Source organism: Ensifer meliloti, from assembly GCF_030064585.1.
GTDB lineage: Bacteria > Pseudomonadota > Alphaproteobacteria > Rhizobiales > Rhizobiaceae > Sinorhizobium > Sinorhizobium meliloti.
Window position 1 is genome coordinate 2,863,651 of sequence record NZ_CP120365.1, and the last position, 20,563, is coordinate 2,884,213.

A 20,563-nucleotide genomic window follows, 5' to 3' on the forward strand; every position below is an offset into this window, starting at 1 on the left:
GTGATCGATTCCAAGACGTTGAGACGCGGGATGCGGGCGGAAAACCGCGCACACTTTTCCTCATCCCGCTCTAATGTTCAGGCCGGTTGCTCTTCCATCGCCTTGCGCGCCACCACGCGGTCATAGGCGGCTTGCAGCGTTTGCCGCACGGAGGGTCCTTCCGGCAGGGGATCGCCGAGGTGTTCGGCGCGCAATTCCCGCATGAAACGCTCCCAGAGCTCGGGGCCGCCCTCCTCCATCAGTTGCGCGCGAATGCTGAGTTCCTCGGTGACCGGCAGGTAGCGCCGGCCCCAGGCGCCGAGATGGGCCATGATCGGCACCAGCGCGATCGCCATTTCCGTCAGGCTGTAGATCGCCTTCTGCTTGTGGCTCGGATCGTCCGCTTTCGTCAGCATGCCGATCTCGACAAGCGTTTTCAGCCGGTCGGCGAGGATGTTGGTGGAAATCCCTTCCTGCGAGCGCAGGAGCTCGCGGAAGTGGCGTTTGCCGCCGAAAATCATGTCGCGAATGATCAGGAGGCTCCATTTGTCGCCGAACACTTCGAGCGAGAGATTGATCGGGCAACCCGAGCGATGGTCATCGGTCATTCTGGTCTCTGAAATACGGGAGCGGAGCATCCGCTCTAAAACTGCTTGCATTATTGCATCGGTGGAGCTAATCTGCAACCGCTTTCATTTAGCAACCAGTTGCACGGACAAGGAGGAGAAGATCATGACCAAAGCTTCTGTCGAACATGCGGACTTCACGATTGAACGCGTTTTCAATTCACCCCCGGAACAGGTCTTCGAGGCCTTTGCCGACCCTGCCGCGCATGACCGCTGGTTCGTCAAGGCCGACAACTGGCCCGTCGCTGAATATAGCCACGACTTCCGCATCGGCGGCCGGGAAAGCGGCCGGTTCAGCCAGGACGGGAAGACTTTCTATTTCAATGAAACGGTCTATCTCGACATCGTCGAGAACAAACGGATCGTGTCGGCCTATACCATGGCGAAGGACGAGCAGCGGCTTTCCGCGTCGATCGCGACCGTCGACCTCATACCGGAGGGCACCGGCACACGCGTCGTCTTCACGGAGCAGGGGGCATTCCTGGATGGGCTCGACAAGGTGGAATATCGCCGCGAGGGATGGGAGCAACTGATCGGATTTCTGGCGGCCGAGCTCGGTGAGAAGGCTGAACCGGCCTGAAACCTTGAACAGGTTCCTCTCCCGGTCATTCGCGGCTGCCGAGAATGACCGGAAGAGGCAATGTTTGCGGCGTGCGGCTGGCCTGGCGGCTTATGCCGCCTTCTGCCCCGCGCCATACGGGTCGAAGCGCCCGTAGAAGGTTTCGCCCTTTTCCGCCATCTCCTTCAAAAGCGGCGTCGGCCGGAAGTGGTCGCCATGGTCCGCGGCGAGCTTTTCGCAAAGCTCGACGAATGCTTTCGCACCCATGCCGTCGATGTAGGAGAGCGTGCCGCCGGTGTAGGGCGCAAAGCCGAAGCCGAGGATCGAGCCGACATCGGCTTCGCGCGGGTCGGTGACGATGCCCTCCTCGATCGTACGCGCGGCTTCGAGTGCGATCGTCACGAGCAGGCGCTGCTTGAGCACACCGACCTCGATCTCGCCGGCATCCTTCTGCGGGTAGAGCTCCTTCAGGCCCGGCCAGAGATATTTCCTGGCCGGCTTTGCCGGATACTCGTAGAAGCCCTTGCCGTTCTTGCGGCCGCGCCGGTCGAGCTCGTCGACCATCTTGTCGATCAGCGCCATGTGCCTGGGATCGACGGCCTTGTCGCCGAGATCGGCAACGGCCGCCTTCAGGATCTTCTGGCTGAGGTCGATCGCCACCTCGTCGTTGAGCGACAGCGGTCCGACCGGCATGCCGGCCATCTTGGCGGCGTTCTCGATCATCGCCGGCGGTACGCCCTCGATCAGCATGTCATAGGCTTCGTGGATATAGCGGAAGACGCAGCGATTGACATAGAAGCCGCGCGTGTCGTTGACGACGATCGGCGTCTTCCTGATCGCCGCGACATAGTCGAGCGCGGCCGCGAGCGCACGGTCTCCGGTCTCCTTGCCGAGGATCACCTCGGTCAGCATCATTTTCTCGACCGGCGAGAAGAAATGAATGCCGATGAACCGGTCCGGGCGTTTGGAATTCCTGGCGAGGCCGGTGATCGGCAGCGTCGAGGTGTTGGAGGCGAAGATCGCGTCCTCGGCGATCACCGCTTCGACCTTCTCGATCACGTCCTTCTTGACCTGCCGGTCCTCGAAGACCGCCTCGATGACGAGGCCGGCATCCCTGAGATCGCCATAGTCCGCCGAAGGTGTGATGCGCGAAAGCAGCGCTTCGCCTTCCTCCTTGGTCAAGCGTCCCTTACCGATCGCGTCCTTGACCAGGCCTTCCGAATGCGTCTTGCCCTTTTCGGCAGCTTCCATGTCGCGGTCGACGAGGGTGACCGGGATGCCGCCCGCCGCGGTTACATAGGCGATCGAGGCGCCCATGAAACCGGCGCCGACGACGCCGGCTTTCTTGAGCTCGGTCTTCGGTACACCGGCCGGCCGGCGCGCGCCCTTACCGAGTTCCTGCATCGAGACGAACAGCGACCGGATCATCGAGAAGGCTTCGGTCGTCTGCAGGATTTCGGTGAAATAGCGCTGCTCGATCTTCAAAGCCGTATCGAAGGGAACCTGCAGCCCCTCATAGACGCATTTCAGGATCGCGATCGCGCCGGGGTAATTGCCGTAGGTCTCGCGGCGCAGGATGCCGGAGGCGGCCGGCCAGAGCTGCGCGGAGGCGGGCGTCCAGATGCCGCCGCCCGGCAGCTTGAAGCCCTTCTCGTCCCAGGGCTGAACCGGCTTCAGGCCGTTCTTGATCATCGCCTTGGCAGCCTCGATCAGCTTGTCCGGATCGACCACCTCGTGGACGAGCCCCATGGCCTTTGCCCGCGCCGGCGTGAGCGAGGAGCCGGTCGTCATCATCTGCAGCGCGTCCTGCGTATTGGTCAGCCGCGGAACGCGCTGGGTGCCGCCGGCGCCCGGGAAAATGCCGACCTTGACCTCGGGAAGCGCGATCTTCACCGATTTTGCATTGGAGGCGACACGGCCGTGGCAGGCGAGCGACATCTCGAAGGCGCCGCCCATGCAGGTGCCGTTGATGGCCGACACCCAGGGCTTGCCCGAGGTTTCGAGCTTGCGGAAGAGACCCGTCATCCGGCCCACGAGGTCGAAAAGTTTCCGGGCCGCGTTGTCCGGGTCCTTCTTCTTTTCCTCGGCCTGGAAGGTGAACATCGACTTGATCATCGAAAGGTCGGCACCCCCGGAGAAGGAGGATTTGCCGGAGGTGATGACCACGCCCTTGACGGCAGGATCTGCGGTCGTCTGATCGATAATGGCGTCGAGTTCCTTCATCACCTCTTCGGTGAAGACGTTCATCGACTTGTCGGGCATGTCCCAGGTGACCAGCGCAATGCCGTCGGCGTCGGTTTCGATCTTGAAGTTTGTGTAAGACATATTCTCTCTCCCGGGATCGGATCAGACGCGTTCGATGATCGTGGCGGTGCCCATGCCGGCGCCGATGCAGAGCGTCACCAGCGCCGTGTTGAGGTCGCGGCGCTCCAGCTCGTCGAGCACGGTGCCGAGGATCATCGCCCCGGTCGCGCCGAGCGGATGGCCCATGGCGATCGCGCCGCCATTGACGTTGATCTTATCGTGCGGGATGTCGAAAGCCTGGCAGTAGCGCAGCACGACGGCCGCGAAGGCCTCATTGAGCTCGAACAGGTCGATGTCGGAGAGCTTCATGTCGGCCCGCTTCAGGAGCTTCTCGGTGACGTCGACCGGCCCGGTCAGCATCAGGGCCGGGTCGGAGCCGATATTGGCGAAGGCGCGGATGCGGGCGCGGGGTTTGAGCCCCATGGCTTCGCCGCCGGCCTTGGAGCCGATGAGCACGGCAGCGGCGCCATCGACGATGCCGGAGGAATTGCCGGCGTGGTGGACATAGTTTATGCGCTCGATCTCCGGATGCGCCTGGATGCCGACGGCCTCGAAGCCGCCCATCTCGCCGGGCATCTGGAAGGAAGGGTTGAGCGAGGCCAGTGCCTGCATGTCGGTGCCGGGGCGCATATGCTCGTCGCGGTCGAGAATGACCAGGCCGTTCTGGTCCTTGACCGGGACGACCGAGTTCTTGAAATAGCCCTTCTCCCAGGCATTGGCGGCGCGCTTCTGGCTTTCCACCGCATAGGCGTCGACGTCGTCGCGCGAGAAACCGTATTTCGTGGCGATCAGGTCGGCCGAAACGCCCTGCGGCATGAAATAGGCGGGCAGGTTGACCGAGGGGTCCATGAACCAGGCGCCGCCCGACATGCCCAGGCCGACGCGGGACATCGACTCGACGCCGCCGGCGATCACGATGTCGTCCGCTCCTTGGGCGATCTTCGCAGCGCCGAAATTGACCGCGTCGAGGCCGGAGGCGCAGAAGCGGGAGATCTGCATGCCGGGCGCACGCGTCGAATAGCCGGCCTCGAAGGCTGCAGCTTTCGGGATGACCGCACCCGCATCCATGACCGGGTCGACGCAACCCATGATGACGTCGTCGACCGTCGAAGTGTCGAGCCCGTTGCGATCGCGCACGGCCTCGAGCACCTTGGCGGCGAGCCGCACGGAGGGCACCTCGTGCAGCGCGCCGTCCTTCTTGCCACGGCCGCGCGGCGTGCGCACGTGGTCGTAAACGAAGACTTTCGTCATCTCTTGATCTCCCTTTCGGCGGCGTTTCCTCGGGCCGCGCATTATCAATCGGAGCGGGATTCGGGCGGAAGCCGCTTCTCGCTTTCGATCCGGCTCCAGTCTGAAATCAGAACGCGGCCGCGTCCAGCGCCATCATCGTGTCGGCGCCGGTTTCGATACGGATCTTGCGCAACTCCGTTTCAGGCAGGATGCGCTCCATGAAGAACCTCGCCGTGATCAGCTTGTTCTTGAGATAGTCCGCGCGTTGCGTTTCGCCAGCGGCAAGCTTCTCCTCCGCCGTCTTCGCCATCCGCGCCCACATATAGCCGAGGACGACGAGGCCGAAGAGATGCATATAGTCGGTAGAGCCGGCTCCGGCATTGTCGGGCTTGGCCATGGCATTCTGCATGAACCACATCGTCGCGGCCTGCAGGTCGTTCAGCCCTTTCTTCAAGGCTTTGGTGTAGCCCGAGAGCTTTTCGTCGCCGCGGTTCTCCTCGCAGAAGTCGCCGATCTCCTTGAACAGAGCCATGACGGCGCGGCCGCCGTTCATCGCGAGCTTGCGGCCGACAAGGTCGAGCGCCTGGATGCCGTTGGCACCCTCGTAGATCATGGCGATGCGGGCGTCGCGCACATACTGGCTCATACCGTGCTCTTCGATATAGCCGTGGCCGCCGAAGACCTGCTGCGCCATCACCGCATGATCGAAGCCCTTGTCCGTCAGCACGCCCTTGAGGATCGGCGTCATCAGGCTGAGGATGTCGTCCGCCGTCTGGCGCTCCTCTTCGCTGTCTGAACGATGGGCGATGTCCGACTTCAGCGCCGTCCAGAGCGTGAAGGCGCGGCCGCCTTCGTTGAAGGCCCTGATCGTCATCAGCGTGCGGCGGATGTCCGGATGGACGATTATCGGATCGGCCTTCTTGTCCGGCGCCTTGGGGCCGGAGAGGGAGCGGCCCTGGATGCGTTCGCGCGCGTAGCTCGCAGCATTCTGATAGGCGACTTCGGCGATCGAAAGCCCCTGCATGCCGACGGCAAGCCTGGCCTCGTTCATCATCACGAACATGGCGCTGAGGCCCTTGTTCTCCGTGCCGATCAGATAGCCGGTCGCCTCGTCATAATTCATGACGCAGGTCGCGTTGCCGTGGATGCCCATCTTGTGTTCGATCGCGCCGCAGGAAACGCCGTTGCGTTCGCCCGGCTCGCCGCTGGCGTCGAGCCTGAATTTCGGCACGATGAAGAGCGAGATGCCCTTTACACCATCAGGCGCGCCCTCGATGCGCGCCAGCACCAGGTGGACGACATTCTCCGCCATGTCGTGCTCGCCGGCGGAGATGAAGATCTTCTGGCCGGAGATACTGTAGGAGCCGTCGCCGTTCGGAGCGGCCTTGGTGCGCAGCAGGCCCAGGTCGGTGCCGCAATGGGGCTCCGTGAGGTTCATCGTGCCGGTCCAGGTGCCGTCGACCATTTTGGGCAGATAGGCCCGCTTCTGTTCCTCGGAACCATGCACCAGGATCGCCGCGATCGCCCCCTGCGTCAGGCCCGGATACATCATAAGCGACATGTTGGCCGCGGACATGAATTCGCCGACGGCGGTGTGGAGCGTGTAGGGCAGGCCCTGGCCGCCGAATTCTTCCGGGGCGGCAAGGCCAAGCCAGCCGCCTTCGCGATAAAGGTCGTAGGCTTCCTTGAAGCCCTTGGGTACGGTGACGGAGCCGTCCCCGTGACGCTTGCAGCCCTCCTGGTCGCCGGAAAGATTGATCGGGAAGAGGACCTCTTCTGCGACCTTTGCGGCCTCGCCGAGGATCGCGGCCGTCATGTCCGGCGTCACATCCGCAAAGCCGGGGAGATTGTGGTAGCGCTCGATGCCGAGCACGTCGTTGAGGATGAACAGGGTGTCGTCGACCGGAGCCTTGTAGATGGGCATGCTTTTCCTCGCCTTGATGTCCTTTCGGGCCGCGCCGCACGGCAGACCCGCTTCCCACTGTGTCGAGCGCGCACCCGTGGCGGTGTGCGACTTGGACGGATGCTATCGAATTTTGACGTTTGCGTAAACGTCAAAATTCCCGCGAAGCGAAAGTTTCGCTCCTGCCTCCCGCCGCCCCAAGTGACCATCGGGCAGGGAGATGGCGGCGGACCGGGCGACAATAAATCGTTAAAAATCGGATCGGTTAACGGCTTATTTACCACGTTTAATGAATTGTGCGCTTTGAGATGGTCAAAGCTGCAACCGGTCCCGTCTTTGCATTGTTGCGGCTTTGCCCACATCGGCGGTGCCGCCGAAGTTGGGGCGATAGCCGGGGAAGCCCGGGCTCCTTCGGCGGCTTCGGTGACGGTCGAATTTATAGGGCCAAAGCGACACAGGGGCGAAGAGGCAATGAACGGATCGCGATCCACTTCTCAGCGCATGGGCAGCCCGTCCTATGGCGACCGGCCGTCGCTCGATGCCCTGAACCGCACCATCGAAGGGCTCGAAGCGCGCATCGAGGGGCTCATGAGCAGCGTCAGCCGCGAGACGCGGCAGCCCGAGCGGCCGCGTCCGGCCCCGAGCGAAGCGGTCTCCGAGATCATCGACCGCCAGCGGGCGCTCAATGCGGCGCGCGAGCGGTCGCCGCTGCGCGAACGCGCTGCGCCGAGCGAATCCGACCGCCTCGCTCCGACCCGCCTCGCGGCAGAGGCACGCTACCAGCCTCCTCAGGCAGCAGCCGCGCCATCGGGACGCTCTTCGGCTGCAGCGGATATCGCCGAGGCGCTGGTCGGTCTGAGGCATGAGCTGAAGCGCGACCTCGATGACGGCCTCTCCCGCGAGATGCATGCGCTGCGGTCGGAAATTCGGGGCATCAAGGCCGAAGCCGCCCAGGACCGCCGTTTCGCCGAGGACGTGCGGCACGATATCGAGCGGCTTTCGGCCGGCATCAAGGAACTTGGCCGGCAGGCTTCGCCCGCAGAGGCCGATGCGCTCAGGATCGAATTCGATGACCTGAGGTCAATGCTCGAAGGCCTCGCTCGCGAAGACAGCATGCGCCGCATGGAAAACCGCTGGACCGGCGTCGAGGACCGGCTGAACGCCTTCGACCAGAACCGCGACGATGAGCTGGTCGCGCTCGCCTACCGGCTCGACGAGATCAAGGCGCAGATCAATTCCCTGGACAGGGGCGCCGGAGTCGAGGTCCTCGAGAGCAAGCTTGTCGCGGTCGCCCAGGCGATCGAGATGCTCGGACGCCAGATCCAGCCGGACGAGAGGCGCCTGGCCCCGCAATTCGCCGATCTCGACAGGCGGCTCGATGAGATCAGCCGGGCGATCGCCGCCGGCAGCCGTAATGTGGCCGGCACCGACGGTTCATTCGTTGATCGTCTGGAGAACAGGCTCGGCGATCTGTCCCGGCAGATCGACACCCTCTCCAATCCCGTCGATTCCGGCCTCGGCGCGCGGATCGAGGCGCTGGCAGCTCGCGTAGAGGACCTTGCCGGCGAGAAGGCGGCGGCCCGATTGGAAGAGCGCCTGGACCAGCTTTCCGCGGTGCTGGAGCACAACCGGCCAGGCGCGGAGCCGGATCTTACAGATCGTCTTGCCGACATTTCCCGGAAGATCGAAGCCCTCTCGGGCGACAGCATCACCGATGCATTGGCTGAGCGCCTCGACGATCTCGCCCGCCGTATCGATGGGCTTGCGGGCAATGTCGAGCCCTCGGCGGACACGCGCTTCGATCGCCTCGAGGATCGCTTGGCAGGTATCGCCCAGCGCCTGGAGGAGACGCATGCCGCGCCCTTCGACGACCGGCAGGCGCTGCGCAATCTCGAAGCTCAGATCGGAAATCTCTCGACGCTGATCAGCCAGTCCCACGGTGAGACGGCAGGCGTGCCCGCGGAATTCGAGAGCCGCATGAATACGCTGGAAGACTATCTCGCGACCAGCGACGAGTATATTATCGAGGCTGCCCGGCAGGCCGCGGAAGCGGTGATGGAGGCATATTCCAGAAACACCGCACCGCAGATGGCGGCGAGTACCGACATGGCGGCCATCTCGGCGCTCGCCGAGGATCTGCGTACATTGGAGGAACTCAGCCGTTCGAGCGACGAACGGACCGCGCGCACCTTCGAGGCGCTGCATGAAACGCTCGTCCATATCGCCGAGAAACTGGAGCGGCTGGAAGAGCGGGAGCCTCCGGCTTCTCATGCTCCGATGCCCAAGGCTGCACCCCTCGAAGCCGCGGGCACTTTGACGAAGGCGGAACGCGACGAGGACGTGGAACGCGCGGCACACGCGCTCGCGGCCGAAAGCGAAACCTCCATCCACGCACCGGTGGCGGCCGCGGCTGAGGCGAATGATGCCGCCGAAGTCGCAATGGTCGAAGACGGCGAGATCAAGGTGGAGGCCCGTGCGGCGAAGACGGGCCTGCTTGCCGGTCTGACCCGGCGCTTCGCGCCGAAGCAGAACGAGGGAATGCCGATCCAGGCGCGGCAGATGGTCGAGCCCGCCCCCTCGATCGACCCCTCCGAAATGCTCGCTCCCGAGGATGCCAATCAGCTCCTCGAGCCCGGCTCCGGCGTGCCGGACGTCAAGAAGATCCTCGAGCGCGTCCGTGCCGGTCAGATTGCCCGTGGCGCGCAGGAGGCGAACGAGGGCGAAAAGGCGGACTTCATCGCTGCCGCGCGGCGCGCGGCGCAGCTGGCCGTCGAGGAATCCGATACGCTCAACCGCGTCAAGGAAAGCAAGGCGCCATCCGCCGTCGGCGGCGCGCTCGCCCGCCACCGCCGTCCGATCCTGATTGCGGTCGGCGCCGTGCTGCTCGCGATCATGTCCTATCCGCTCGTCAGCACGGTGCTGAAAGGCAAGGAGGCCCCGAGCGCTCCGCCGGTTGCAGCGATCGAGCGCAGGGCAGAGGTTGCGGAGCCGAAGGCCGCCGTCGACCGCGTCGTCCAAACGGCAGCTACCGCGAAGATTGGGGAAGAGCCTAGGGCTCCTGCCGGTGCGGAGAAGACGGATGCGCCGGCGATAGCGGCAAAACAACCGCCAACGCAGCCAGCCGCCGCCGAGGCCGGCAAGATTGACGAGGCCATTGGTGGCGTTGGCGACGGCCAGGCGGCCTTGATGCGGCCGGCGGAGGCGCAAACGCCTGGACCCATCTCGACCTTGCAGCCGTCTTCAGAAAGTTCAGCCGCTGAGCCGGCCAAGATGAGCGAGATCGTTCTGCCGGAGGGCTTCGGACCGCCCGCGCTCGTAACCGCGGCCAAGGGCGGCGACCCTCTCGCCTTCTACGAAATAGGCGCCCGCTTCACGGAAGGGCGGGGTGTCGGGGAAGATCGGGCGGAAGCCGTCAAATGGTATCAGCGCGCCGCCGACGCCGGCGTGGTACCGGCCGAGTACCGGCTCGCCAACCTTTATGAGAAGGGCGCGGGCGTTCAGCGCGACGCAGCAAAGGCCAAGGCGCTCTATCTCAAGGCGGCTGCGGCCGGCAACGCCAGTGCGATCCATAATCTCGCCGTCATGCTCGCCGGCGGCCGGGACGGCGCGCCGGATCTCGCCGAAGCGGCCAAATGGTTCGAGAAAGCCGCCAATCTCGGCGTTCGCGACAGCCAGTTCAACCTCGCCGTCCTCTATGCGCGGGGCGACGGTCTGGCCCGAAATCTGGAAGATTCCTACAAATGGTTTGCTATCGCGGCCCGCGACGGTGACAAGGATGCGGCAGAAAAGCGCGACGAGATCGCCAAGGCGCTGAAGCCCGAGGAGCTTTCGAGTGCCAAGGCAAAAGTCGACGCCTGGAAGGCTCAGCCTCTCGACGCCGAGGCGAACACGGTGGAGGTTCCGGATGCCTGGGTCGGTCCACCGACCAAGACGGCCACCGTCGATATGACCAGAGCCGTTCGCAACATCCAGGCGATCCTCAACAATAACGGCTTCGATGCCGGCAAGCCGGACGGCCAGGTAGGCCAGAAGACGACTGCCGCCATCAAGGCCTTTCAGAAATCGGTCGGCCAGGAGCCGACCGGTGAGATCACCGATGGGCTGGTCCGGGAGCTTTTGAAGCGGAACAGCTGAACCGTTTCAGCGGTTCCGCGCATGTCGTGGTGCCATAAGGCCGCAGGCGTGCCTGCGGGGCCGCGCATGTCCCTGAAAAGGTTGACAGCTCTGGCCCGGGAGCGCATGAGAGAAAGTGTCGCCCGTTTCTCCCTCAGGGGCGCGAACGGTCCACCAATACATCCCCGTCCGTGGTTGATCATGTACCACTTCGAAGGATAGCGCCGTGCGCCTCTTCGGGCGCGTGAAGCTTGAGAATAGTGAAACATTGCACAATTCCTCAATTGTTTGCGGTTAGGAATTGTGGAGGAGCAATTTCCGCCCGCACTGCGGGCCGCTGGCATATCGAGGTGCGGCCGTGACGGTCTATCTGCCCATTGCTGAGTTGTCGGTGAACATCTTCATCATTCTCGGCATGGGCGCGGCCGTCGGTTTTCTGTCCGGCATGTTCGGCGTCGGCGGCGGGTTTCTGATCACGCCGCTCCTGATCTTCTACAATATTCCTCCCGTCGTGGCGGTGGCGACCGGCGCCAACCAGGTGGTCGCCTCGTCGATATCAGGGGCGATCGCCCATTTCCGCCGCGGCACCATCGATATCAAGCTCGGCACGGTGCTCCTGTGCGGCGGCCTTGTGGGCGCGACCGTCGGCGTCTGGCTGTTCTCGCTGCTCAGGAGCATCGGCCAGCTCGATCTGGTGATCTCGCTGCTTTACGTGGTACTTCTCGGCTCGGTCGGCGCGCTGATGCTGTGGGAAAGCATCGGCGCCATGCGCAAGGCGGCGAAGAACCAGCCGGCGCAGCTCAGGCGGCCCGGGCAGCACAATTGGATCCACGGCCTGCCGCTGAAGATGCGCTTCAAGAAGTCGAAGATCTATCTGAGTGTCATCCCCGTGGCGACGCTCGGCTTTTCCATCGGCGTGCTGACCTCGGTGATGGGCGTCGGCGGCGGCTTCATCATGGTGCCTGCCATGATCTATCTGTTGCGCATCCCGACCAGCGTCGTCGTGGGCACCTCGCTCTTCCAGATCGTCTTCGTCTCCGCCTATACGGTGATCGTCCAGGCCTCGACCAACTACACCGTCGACATCGTGCTGGCCTTCGTGCTGATGATCGCCGGCGTCATCGGTGCGCAATATGGCGTGCGCGTCGGCCAGCGGCTGCGCGGCGAGCAGCTCAGGGCACTGCTGGCGCTGCTCGTTCTCGCCGTCGGCATCCGCCTGGCGGTCGAGCTCGTCATACCGCCGAAGGACATTTACTCGGTCGTATCCGCGGCGGCAGGCTTCTGATGCGCTCGCTTCTCCTTCCCTCGCTCGTCGCCCTGGTTCTAGCCGTCGCCGCCCCGGCCGCAGCGCAGGTTCTGGAGCGCCAGGTCACCGACTTCACCGAGAAGCTCGAGATCGGCATCTCGACGGAAGAGATTGCCATCACCTCCGATTTCCGCGGCGCCGACCTGACGATCTTCGGCGCCATCGATGGTTTCGACGCCAGCCTCCTGGCGCAGGGCAAATACAATATCATCGTCGTGCTGGAAGGGCCGAAGGACAATGCGACGGTGCGAAAGAAGGAGCGGGTATTCGGTATCTGGGTCAATACCCAGTCGATGACCTTCGAGCTCGTGCCGGAGGCCTACTCGCTTTCGAGTACCCGCGCCATCGAGACGATCGCGCCGCGGCGCGACATCGCCAATATGGGCATCGGCGTCGACCACATGCGGCTGGTGCCGCTCGGCTTCGTCGGCGACGGCAGCACGCTCGGCGAGTTCCGCAACGCCTTCCGGAGGATTCGCGAGACGAGCGGCGTCTATCAGCGGGATCCGGGCGGGGTGCAGTTCATCAGTTCGAGCCTGTTCAAGGCCTCGGTGCGGCTGCCGGCCAACGTCCCGAACGGCATCCATGTCGTACGCGCCTATCTCTTCCGCGATGGCGTCTTCGTCGCCGCCAAGGCTCTTCCGCTCAGGGTGGTGAAGACCGGCCTCGAACAGGCGATTACCCGCGCCGCCCACGACCAGCCGGTGATCTACGGCCTCCTCGCCGTAACCCTCGCCGTCGTCACCGGCTGGGGTGCCAGCCTGCTCTTCCGCAAGGAGTGAGGGAGCCGGCAAATGGAGTTGGCGTTCCATTTTGCGTTATGGCGGTTTAAGGAAGCACGGGCATCGGCGGCGAACGATGCGAAACTTGAGGAAACCCCATGAAACCGATTTTCGTGCAACTGCAATGCGCCCCCGGCAAGACCTATGAGGTGGCCGACGAGATTTACCGCAAGGAGATCGTCTCGGAGATGTATTCGACCAGCGGTGACTATGATCTGCTTCTGAAGGTCTACGTCGAGGAAGGCCAGGACATCGGAAAGTTCATCAACGACAATATCGCCACGGTTCCCGGCATCTCTCGCTCGCTGACGACGCTGACTTTCAACGCGTTCTAGAGAGCGGGGTGAGGAAAAGTGTGGGCGGTTTTCCGCCCGCACCCCGCTCCAACCCTTTTCGAAACTACGCACTTCCGGACGGAAAACCGTTACACACTTTCCCTGGAAGTGCTCCAACCTCACCCGAGAAGGTTGGCGAAGCGCACCGAATAGATCCGGTCGCGGCCGAGCATGTGGGCGACGAGCTGCTGCCGGTCGAAGAGGCCGCTCATCTCACGGTGCCTGAGGTCGAGACCTCCCGTCGTGACCCCGAAAGCAGGCATGACGAGGCGCTTGCCGTCGGTCGCGAAGCAGGCGCGCCTCACCGATCTTTCCCGCCGCCTCACCGTCGCCGAGGGATGCAGGTGGCCGGCGATCTCGCCGATCCCGTCGCGTCTCGAAGGTTCGTGCCGGAAGACCAGGCCCGCGTGGCGGAGCTCGTCCATGGAGGCGCCGGGCAGCCCCTGTGCGCCGTCCGGATCATGATTGCCGTTGATCCATATCCATTCGCGGCCACAGGCCATGGCCGCGATCATCTGGCGGAAGGTTTCCGGCATTGCAGCCGATCCCTTCCGGTCGTGGAAATTGTCGCCGAGGCTGATGACCGTCGCGGGGTCGTGGCGGGCGATGACCGCATCCAATATCCGGAGCGTCGCAAGCGTATCGTAGGGAGGCAGCATCATGCCGCGTCGGGCAAAGGCGGAGCCTTTTTCGAGATGGAGGTCGGATACGACGAGCGTCCGGCTTTCGGGAAAGTAGAGACCGCCGAGCGGATCGCAGATCGCGGCGACTCCATTGATGGACGTGCGCGCGTGCAGGGATGGGTTGACGGCAGGTGATGTCGCGTAGATGAGCCGATGCATGGTCATTGCGGTGTTCTTGTGAGTGGGCGAGAAAGGCTTCTTTCCTCGGGTTTGCCCCTCACCCTAACCCTCTCCCCGCATGCGGGGAGAGGGGACGTGCCCCACGATACGCCGGTGAAAACGGTAGTGGCGGCGCTTGCCGCGGGTCCCTTCTCCCCGCCTGCGGGGAGAAGGTGCCGGCAGGCGGATGAGGGGCGCCGCGGAGGGGTCCGACAGGGATCAGAGGATTTTCGCTCTCTCATAGTTCTCTCATCCATCCGTACCGTGACCGCCCATCGCCTCGTTGATCAGATCGTCGGCCGCTTCCGTGAGCAGGAAGTCCTGTGCTTCTCCATGCACCGATTCCCGCCCGATCTCCAGCATGACTGGTATGGCAAGCGGCGAGATCTGATCGAGCCTGCGGTGGGTGATATGGCCCTTGATCCGCTTGAGCATGGAGCCGAGGCGGCCGATGTCCAAAAGTCCCGTGGCCGCATCATTGCGCGTCGCCTCGAGGAGAATGTGATCCGGCTCGTGCGCGCGCAATACGTCGTAAATGAGGTCGGCGGAAACGGTTATCTGCCGCCCGGTCTTCTCCCTGCCGGGGTGGCGCTGCTCGATTAGTCCGGCGATGACCGCGCAATTGCGGAAGGTACGTTTCAGGAGGAAGGATTCGTTCAGCCACGCCTCCAGATCGTCGCCCAGCATATCCTCGTCGAAGAGCTGGCCGAGCGACGGCGCCCGCGCCCGGAACGCCGCGCCCATGTCGTCGAGCGCCCAGACGGCGAGCGAATAGTCGGTCGCGACGAAGCCGAGCGGCTTCAGGCCGGCACGGTCGAGACGGCGGGTAAGGAGCATGCCGAGCGTCTGGTGGGCGAGCCTGCCTTCGAAGGCGTAGATGACCATGTAGTGCCGGCTGCCCCGCGGGAAGGTCTCGATCAGGAGTTCGTCGTCGCGCGGAAGCATCGACACGTCGCCCTGCAGCGCCAGCCAGTCCCTGACCTGGTCGGGCAGACCGGCGCGGCGCGCCGGATCGGCGAGCATCTTTCTTACCTGTGCTGCGAGATAGGTGGAGAGCGGAAACTTGCCGCCGGCATAACTCGGCACCTTGGGATCGAAGGAAAAGGCCTGCGAAACCAGGCACTCGTTCTCGCGGATGCCTTCGAAGCGCAGCACCTTGCCGGAAAAGAGGAAGGTGTCGCCCGGTGAAAGCATTTCGAGGAACGATTCCTCGACTTTGCCGAGCGACATGCCGCCGCGGCCAAGCGAACCGCGCTGGTTGCGCTTGACCATGCGGATGTTCAGCATCGGCGACTCGACGATCGTTCCGACATTGAGGCGGTATTGCTGCGCAACCATCGGGTTGGAGACCCGCCAGAGCCCGTCCTTCGTCTTTCGGATGCGGGCATAGCGCTCATAGGTGCGGAGGGCATAGCCGCCTGTGGCGACGAGATCGACGGCCCGCTCGAAGGTTTCCCAGGCAAGCCGGGCATAGGGCGCGGCGCTGATCACCTCTTCATAGAGTTCCAGCGCATCGAAAGGCTGCGCGCAGGCCATGCCGAGGATGTGCTGCGCCAGCACGTCGAGCGCACCCTTGCCGATCGACGGCGTGTCCTGAGCGCCGACGTAATTGGCGTCGAGCGCCGCCTGGCACTCCATGACCTCGAAACGGTTGGCCGGAACCAGGATGGCGCGGCTCGGTTCGTCCATGCGGTGGTTGGCGCGGCCGATGCGTTGCGCAAGCCGGCTTGCTCCCTTCGGCGCTCCGACATGGACGACCAGATCGACGTCGCCCCAGTCGATGCCGAGATCTAGGGTCGACGTGGCGACGACGGCGCGCAGACGGTTTTCGGCCATTGCCGCCTCGACCCTGCGGCGCTGGGCGACATCGAGAGAGCCGTGGTGCAGAGCGATCGGCAGATCGTCGTCGTTGATCTTCCAGAGTTCCTGGAACAGCATCTCGGCCTGGCTGCGGGTGTTGACGAAGAGCAGCGTCGTTCGGTGTTCCTTGATGGCGGCGTAGACGTCCGGGATTGCATAACGCGCCGAATGCCCGGCCCAAGGCACCTGGTTCTCGGTCCGCAGGATGGAGATCTCGGGCTTTGCGCCCCCGGAAACGGTGATCAGCCCCGCATGGTTCTCCTTGGCGAGAAATTGAGCGACCAGCCAGCGCTGCAGATCCATCGGATCGGCGACCGTAGCCGAAAGCCCCATCGTCTGGAGACGGGGCGCCAGGCGGCGCAGCCGCGCGAGGCCGAGCGATAGGAGATGGCCGCGCTTCGACATCACCAGCGAGTGCAGCTCGTCCAGAACCACATAGCGCAGGTCCTTGAAGAAGCGCTCCGCCTCGCCATTGGCCAGAAGCAGCGCGAGCTGCTCCGGTGTCGTGAGCAGTATGTCGGGCGGGTTGAGCTTCTGCCTCTGCCGCTTGCCCTGCGGCGTGTCGCCGGTACGGTTTTCGATACTCACCGGCAGCCCCATCTCGCCGACCGGTTTCATGAGGTTGCGCTCGATGTCGACGGCAAGCGCCTTGAGCGGCGAGATGTAGAGCGTGTGGATGCCGGTGAAGGGCGCGCCGGGCGGGATCCTGCCGCGCCTGGTGATGTCGACGAGCGAAGGCAGAAAGCCGGCGAGCGTTTTGCCGGCCCCGGTCGGCGCGATCAGAAGCGTGCTCTCGCCCGCCTCGGCGCGTGACAGAAGTTCGAGCTGATGGGCGCGCGGACGCCAACCCTTTTCGGCGAACCACCGGAGAAAGGGTGCCGGCAACGTCAGGGCGTCGCCTTCCGGCGACGGAGAATCGATCCTGTCCACGGAGAACAAAGGTAGATCAAACGCGGCAAAAGAGAAGCCGGCATTCTTCGTGCTGTTGCAAGGATTGACTCGAAACGCAAATCATGGATAAATTTTATCTACGATAGGAGGCGCAAATGAAACTCGGCGACGGCGTCGAACAGGCTATTCACAGCGTGACGATGCTGAGCTGTCTTCAGCCTGGCAGTACCCTGTCGGCCGCAGCGCTCGCCGAGTTCCACGGCGTCTCGACCAGTTACCTGCTGAAGCATCTGCAGGCGATGTCTGGGGCCGGACTGCTCGAGGCCGTGCCGGGGCCGAAGGGCGGCTACCGGCTTGCACGCGCGCCCGAGAAGATCACCCTGCTCGATATCGTCCTCGCGGTGGAGGGGCCGGAGCCGGCCTTTCGCTGCAACGAAATCCGCCTTCGCGGCCCCAATCCCTATTCCTGCAAGCCGGCCGCGCCGTGCACGATCAATGTCGCGATGCTCAGGGCCGAGCAGGCCTATCGCGCCGAACTCCGGCGCGTGACCATCGCCGCCATCATGGCCGACCTGAAAGCTATCGACCGCGACGGGGCGATCGCGGCGCGAACGAACGGTTTTCTCGCCCTTCATGAACGGAAATCGGGCAACGCCGCCTGATGTGAATCACCATCCAATCAGCCAAACAGGAGAAGATCATGCAGTCACGTGTGAATTTTGCGAAAGCCGCTCCGGACGCCTACAAGGCGGTCGCCGCGCTCGACAGCTATGTCAAAGGCTCGGGAATCGAGCCTCGCCTTATCCACCTGATCAAGCTGCGCGCATCGCAGATCAATGGCTGCGCCTATTGCGTGGACATGCACACCAAGGAGGCGCGCCACAGCGGCCTCAGTCAGCAATGGATCAACCTCGTCTGTGTCTGGCGCGAATCGCCGCATTTCGATGAGCGCGAACGGGCGGTCCTCGGCTGGACCGAGGCGCTGACCAATGTGGCGGAGACACGCGCGCCCGACGACGCCTATGAGGCGCTCAAGGCGCATTTCAACGAGGAGGAAATGACCAAGATCACCGTCGCGATCGGCGCCATCAACGTGTGGAACCGGCTGTGCGTCGGCTTCCGCGCCTTGCCCCCGATCGACGCGCCGGCCGTGGCGGCTTAGAGCGGGATGTTTTCCTGAAGCTCTGGGCGTTACAGCGCGATATAGCGGTCGGCGCGGTGGTTGATCGCCACGAAAAGGTTGAGGACGACTGCGCCGAGCACCGACCAGATGACGACCGTCGGCGTCGTCACGAAGAATGCTGCCGCGAGAACGACCAAGTCGATCGCGAGTTGCACCAGACCGGCGCGAATGCCGAAGCGCTCCTGCAGGTAGATGCCCAATACGCCGACGCCGCCGAGGCTCGCGCGGTGGCGGTAGAGCGCCAGGAGACCGTATCCGAGGAGAAGGCCGCCGATGAGAGCGGCCCAGCCGGGGTGGATCTGCCCGATCTCGAAGAGACGCGATTGCATGTCGGTCAGGAACGAGGTGAGCGCAATGGCAATGAAGGTCTTGAGCGTGAAGGCCGGACCGAGCCGCTTCAGCGACAAGTAGAAGAACGGCAGATTGAGCAGGAAGAAGGTGAGACCGAAATTCACGCCCGTGGCGTAATGCAAAAGAAAGGCGACGCCTGCGGTGCTGCCGGTCAGAAGTCCGGCACTCGCCAGGAAATAGAGACCGAGGGCGGCGACAAGGCTGCCCGAAAAGACGCCTTGAACGTCCTCCACGGGCGTGTGCCGTGTGGGACTTGTATTCCAGAGACCGAAAACGCTGCTTGCCTGTGCCATGGCTGACCCTCAGATCGCGATGGCATCACCATTGCTGCAGCGCACAAAAAATACAAGCAAAATATGTAAGCAATGCTGACCTATTTTCGCCGCCCGGTGGGGGCTGCATCAAGCCGGCTTGCAGGCGAGGAACAATATCCCGGCGACGGGCTCGCCGGCATCCCTGCGGATGATCGTGCGCTCGGTCGCGATCATGGACAGGCCGCTCTCTTCGCAGAGGGAGGCGATATAGGCTTCCGAATGCGCGTAGCGCAGCGACGGACGCAGCACGAAGCCGTCGGCGCCGCATGCATCCTCGACGGAAAACGCGAAGAGCCCGCCCGGTGCGAGCAGGCGGTCGGCGATGACGAAGACACCTTCGAGATTGCCGAGATACATCAGCACGTCCGCCGCGCTCACGAGATCGGCACGCCGCTGCTCCAGCGCGCCGAACACGCCCGAATCCTCCGGAGCCAATGAAAGGTCCGCCTGGGCGAGGCGGTCATAGACACCCTTGGCTTCGGCCTTGGCGAGCATATTGGCGGAAAGATCGAAACCCTCGAGGAAATCGGCGCGATCGCGGATACGCTCGCCGAAGAGCCCGGTGCCGCAGCCGAGATCGGTGACGTGCCGAAACCGCCCGCCGCCGTTCACCCGGCCGATCACGGCCGCAAGCTTCTCCGGGACGCTGTAGCCGAGCTTTTCGACGAGCGCGTGGTCGAAGCGCTCGGCATAGTCGTCGAAAAGGCGCTCGACGTAAACGCTCGGCGGCTGTTCGGGCGTCTCGGTAGCGCCGAGCAAAGCGAGCTTGAGGCTGGCGCCGAAGATGTCTTCCGGATTGAGCCGAAGCGTATTGCGCAGCGCGTCGACGGCTGCCTCTATTCGGCCCGATTTCTCTTCATAGTCCGCCAGCCGGAACCAGCCGGCCGCCCAATCCGGGGCAAGCTCCAGCGCCTGGGCCATGAGTTCCGCCGCACCTGGCGCATCGCCCGCTTCCGCAAGCATCTTCGCGTAGTCGGCGCGGCGGTCGGCGATCAGGTCGCCGGAGGAGAGCTGGTTGAAGGTCATGGAGATGCGGCTTGGTTGCGATGGACGCTTCTGACGCCGGAAAAGGCAAAATACAAGCGGATTCTGGAAGCGGCACCTCGGACCGTCATGCCTTGCACGCTTGGGAATGGCGGCTTATGTGAAGGGAAACAGGAGAAGTTCTCGCAGATGTCGGACGGAATAAACAAATTTTTGGGGGACTCGCCGCTACGCGTGCTCGTCAAGCTGCTGGTGGTGTCGATCCTGGTCGGCTTCGTGATGACGGTCTTCGACTGGTATCCGGCCGATATCTATTACGGTATCCGCAACTTCCTCCTCGATCTCTGGCGGACCGGATTCGCGGCTCTCGGACGGGTGGGCGACTACCTGCTTCTCGGCGCGGTCGTGGTCATTCCGCTCTTCATCATTCTGCGTCTCTTCAGCTATCGACGGTAAGCATGCACGACCAGACCTTTGTCGCCCGCAGACGGCTGCTTCTGCGTGCCGGTGCCGTGGTTTCCCTCGGCTTGATCACCGGCTGCACCACCTCGAACCTCCTTTCTCCGGACGGCGGTACGGGCAGCGATCAGACCGACGCGACGCTCGGCTACGTCAACACGCTGCGCAAGGGCAGGGGCCTTCCTGCGCTTTCCGGCGATCCGGTCGCTTCCGTTGCGGCCATGCATCAGGCGGCACGCATGGCGAGCGCGGGCAAGATGCGGCACAATATCGGCTGGCGGGACAGTTTCTATGATCGGATGAAGGGGCAGGGCGTCACGCTGCCGGCCGCCGAAAACATCGCCGTGGGTCAAAAGGACGCCGAGCGCGCCTACGATGCCTGGTTCAATTCTCCGAAGCATCTCGAAAACATGCTCGGCAATTACCGGGGGCTCGGCGTCGCCGTGGCGCAGAATTCCTCTTCCGGAAACCGCCCCTATTGGGCCATGGTGCTCTGCAGCTGAGCTGATTCCCGGGTGACCTACGGAATCGGACCGTAGGGA

At 63.8% G+C, this 20,563-nt stretch carries 17 protein-coding genes; 9 read left to right on the plus strand and 8 right to left on the minus strand.

Annotated elements, in window-relative coordinates; all coding sequences use genetic code 11:
• Positions 1-77: 77 nt before the first annotated feature.
• Positions 78-587 (minus strand): winged helix-turn-helix transcriptional regulator, encoded by a 510-nt coding sequence (locus PZL22_RS20655; protein ID WP_003530146.1) that lies wholly within the window; start codon positions 585-587, stop codon positions 78-80.
• A 124-nt stretch (positions 588-711) separates the two neighbouring features.
• On the opposite strand from PZL22_RS20655, the gene PZL22_RS20660 reads away from it, so the two are divergent.
• Positions 712-1,185, plus strand: a complete 474-nt coding sequence (locus tag PZL22_RS20660; RefSeq protein ID WP_003530144.1) for an SRPBCC family protein — start codon at positions 712-714, stop codon at positions 1,183-1,185.
• Positions 1,186-1,275: 90 nt separating this feature from the next.
• Here PZL22_RS20660 and PZL22_RS20665 read toward each other — a convergent pair whose 3' ends face one another.
• The 3 genes from PZL22_RS20665 to PZL22_RS20675 all read right to left on the minus strand — a co-directional run bounded on the left by PZL22_RS20665 (position 1,276) and on the right by PZL22_RS20675 (position 6,622).
• Positions 1,276-3,489 carry a 3-hydroxyacyl-CoA dehydrogenase NAD-binding domain-containing protein gene (locus PZL22_RS20665; protein WP_003530142.1) on the minus strand — a complete coding sequence of 738 codons (2,214 nt, stop codon included), beginning with the start codon at positions 3,487-3,489 and terminating at the stop codon, positions 1,276-1,278.
• Positions 3,490-3,510: 21 nt separating this feature from the next.
• Complete coding sequence (locus tag PZL22_RS20670) at positions 3,511-4,719, minus strand: acetyl-CoA C-acetyltransferase (protein WP_003530141.1); 1,209 nt, start codon at positions 4,717-4,719, stop codon at positions 3,511-3,513.
• Between the two features lie 106 nt (positions 4,720-4,825).
• Positions 4,826-6,622 (minus strand): acyl-CoA dehydrogenase C-terminal domain-containing protein, encoded by a 1,797-nt coding sequence (locus tag PZL22_RS20675; RefSeq protein WP_284718552.1) that lies wholly within the window; start codon positions 6,620-6,622, stop codon positions 4,826-4,828.
• Positions 6,623-7,072: 450 nt separating this feature from the next.
• Between PZL22_RS20675 and PZL22_RS20680 the strand changes: the two genes are divergently transcribed.
• The 4 genes from PZL22_RS20680 to PZL22_RS20695 all read left to right on the plus strand — a co-directional run bounded on the left by PZL22_RS20680 (position 7,073) and on the right by PZL22_RS20695 (position 13,137).
• Positions 7,073-10,735 carry a peptidoglycan-binding protein gene (locus PZL22_RS20680; RefSeq protein WP_015007140.1) on the plus strand — a complete coding sequence of 1,221 codons (3,663 nt, stop codon included), beginning with the start codon at positions 7,073-7,075 and terminating at the stop codon, positions 10,733-10,735.
• Positions 10,736-11,072: 337 nt separating this feature from the next.
• Positions 11,073-11,999, plus strand: a complete 927-nt coding sequence (locus PZL22_RS20685; RefSeq protein ID WP_003530135.1) for a sulfite exporter TauE/SafE family protein — start codon at positions 11,073-11,075, stop codon at positions 11,997-11,999.
• Positions 11,999-12,802, plus strand: a complete 804-nt coding sequence (locus PZL22_RS20690) for a TIGR02186 family protein (RefSeq protein WP_003530133.1) — start codon at positions 11,999-12,001, stop codon at positions 12,800-12,802. The genes PZL22_RS20685 and PZL22_RS20690 overlap by 1 nt, the downstream gene beginning before the upstream one ends.
• A gap of 98 nt (positions 12,803-12,900) precedes the next feature.
• Complete coding sequence (locus PZL22_RS20695) at positions 12,901-13,137, plus strand: Lrp/AsnC ligand binding domain-containing protein (protein WP_003530131.1); 237 nt, start codon at positions 12,901-12,903, stop codon at positions 13,135-13,137.
• Positions 13,138-13,256: 119 nt separating this feature from the next.
• Here PZL22_RS20695 and pdeM read toward each other — a convergent pair whose 3' ends face one another.
• Together pdeM and PZL22_RS20705 are read right to left on the minus strand one after the other, a co-directional pair.
• Complete coding sequence (gene pdeM, locus PZL22_RS20700) at positions 13,257-13,985, minus strand: ligase-associated DNA damage response endonuclease PdeM (RefSeq protein WP_003530129.1); 729 nt, start codon at positions 13,983-13,985, stop codon at positions 13,257-13,259.
• 243 nt (positions 13,986-14,228) lie between these two features.
• A complete protein-coding gene (locus PZL22_RS20705; RefSeq protein WP_003530127.1) occupies positions 14,229-16,778 on the minus strand; it encodes a ligase-associated DNA damage response DEXH box helicase in 2,550 nt (849 codons plus the stop codon).
• A gap of 107 nt (positions 16,779-16,885) precedes the next feature.
• Here PZL22_RS20705 and PZL22_RS20710 point away from each other — a divergent pair, with 107 nt between their 5' ends.
• Positions 16,886-17,392 (plus strand): Rrf2 family transcriptional regulator, encoded by a 507-nt coding sequence (locus tag PZL22_RS20710; RefSeq protein WP_003530125.1) that lies wholly within the window; start codon positions 16,886-16,888, stop codon positions 17,390-17,392.
• 38 nt (positions 17,393-17,430) lie between these two features.
• Positions 17,431-17,892 (plus strand): carboxymuconolactone decarboxylase family protein, encoded by a 462-nt coding sequence (locus tag PZL22_RS20715; protein WP_003530123.1) that lies wholly within the window; start codon positions 17,431-17,433, stop codon positions 17,890-17,892.
• A 29-nt stretch (positions 17,893-17,921) separates the two neighbouring features.
• On the opposite strand, the gene PZL22_RS20720 is transcribed toward PZL22_RS20715, so the two are convergent.
• Positions 17,922-18,557: a YitT family protein gene (locus PZL22_RS20720; RefSeq protein WP_284718553.1), complete on the minus strand. Its 636-nt coding sequence runs from the start codon at positions 18,555-18,557 to the stop codon at positions 17,922-17,924.
• Between the two features lie 108 nt (positions 18,558-18,665).
• A complete protein-coding gene (locus tag PZL22_RS20725; RefSeq protein WP_003530119.1) occupies positions 18,666-19,604 on the minus strand; it encodes a class I SAM-dependent methyltransferase in 939 nt (312 codons plus the stop codon).
• A 147-nt stretch (positions 19,605-19,751) separates the two neighbouring features.
• Between PZL22_RS20725 and PZL22_RS20730 the strand changes: the two genes are divergently transcribed.
• Positions 19,752-20,018 carry a DUF6460 domain-containing protein gene (locus PZL22_RS20730; RefSeq protein ID WP_003530117.1) on the plus strand — a complete coding sequence of 89 codons (267 nt, stop codon included), beginning with the start codon at positions 19,752-19,754 and terminating at the stop codon, positions 20,016-20,018.
• A gap of 2 nt (positions 20,019-20,020) precedes the next feature.
• On the plus strand, positions 20,021-20,524 hold the full coding sequence (locus PZL22_RS20735; protein WP_003530116.1) for a CAP domain-containing protein: 504 nt from the start codon (positions 20,021-20,023) through the stop codon (positions 20,522-20,524).
• The last annotated feature ends 39 nt before the right edge of the window (positions 20,525-20,563 follow it).

Excerpts from the sequence above, each read along its gene's own strand:
- PZL22_RS20655 (WP_003530146.1), bottom strand. The coding sequence starts at position 587 with ATGACCGATGACCATCGCTCGGGTTGCCCGATCAATCTCTCGCTCGAA.
- PZL22_RS20660 (WP_003530144.1), top strand. The coding sequence starts at position 712 with ATGACCAAAGCTTCTGTCGAACATGCGGACTTCACGATTGAACGCGTT.
- PZL22_RS20665 (WP_003530142.1), bottom strand. The coding sequence starts at position 3,489 with ATGTCTTACACAAACTTCAAGATCGAAACCGACGCCGACGGCATTGCG.
- PZL22_RS20670 (WP_003530141.1), bottom strand. The coding sequence starts at position 4,719 with ATGACGAAAGTCTTCGTTTACGACCACGTGCGCACGCCGCGCGGCCGT.
- PZL22_RS20675 (WP_284718552.1), bottom strand. The coding sequence starts at position 6,622 with ATGCCCATCTACAAGGCTCCGGTCGACGACACCCTGTTCATCCTCAAC.
- PZL22_RS20680 (WP_015007140.1), top strand. The coding sequence starts at position 7,073 with ATGAACGGATCGCGATCCACTTCTCAGCGCATGGGCAGCCCGTCCTAT.
- PZL22_RS20690 (WP_003530133.1), top strand. The coding sequence starts at position 11,999 with ATGCGCTCGCTTCTCCTTCCCTCGCTCGTCGCCCTGGTTCTAGCCGTC.
- PZL22_RS20695 (WP_003530131.1), top strand. The coding sequence starts at position 12,901 with ATGAAACCGATTTTCGTGCAACTGCAATGCGCCCCCGGCAAGACCTAT.
- pdeM (WP_003530129.1), bottom strand. The coding sequence starts at position 13,985 with ATGACCATGCATCGGCTCATCTACGCGACATCACCTGCCGTCAACCCA.
- PZL22_RS20710 (WP_003530125.1), top strand. The coding sequence starts at position 16,886 with ATGAAACTCGGCGACGGCGTCGAACAGGCTATTCACAGCGTGACGATG.
- PZL22_RS20715 (WP_003530123.1), top strand. The coding sequence starts at position 17,431 with ATGCAGTCACGTGTGAATTTTGCGAAAGCCGCTCCGGACGCCTACAAG.
- PZL22_RS20720 (WP_284718553.1), bottom strand. The coding sequence starts at position 18,557 with ATGGCACAGGCAAGCAGCGTTTTCGGTCTCTGGAATACAAGTCCCACA.
- PZL22_RS20725 (WP_003530119.1), bottom strand. The coding sequence starts at position 19,604 with ATGACCTTCAACCAGCTCTCCTCCGGCGACCTGATCGCCGACCGCCGC.
- PZL22_RS20730 (WP_003530117.1), top strand. The coding sequence starts at position 19,752 with ATGTCGGACGGAATAAACAAATTTTTGGGGGACTCGCCGCTACGCGTG.
- PZL22_RS20735 (WP_003530116.1), top strand. The coding sequence starts at position 20,021 with ATGCACGACCAGACCTTTGTCGCCCGCAGACGGCTGCTTCTGCGTGCC.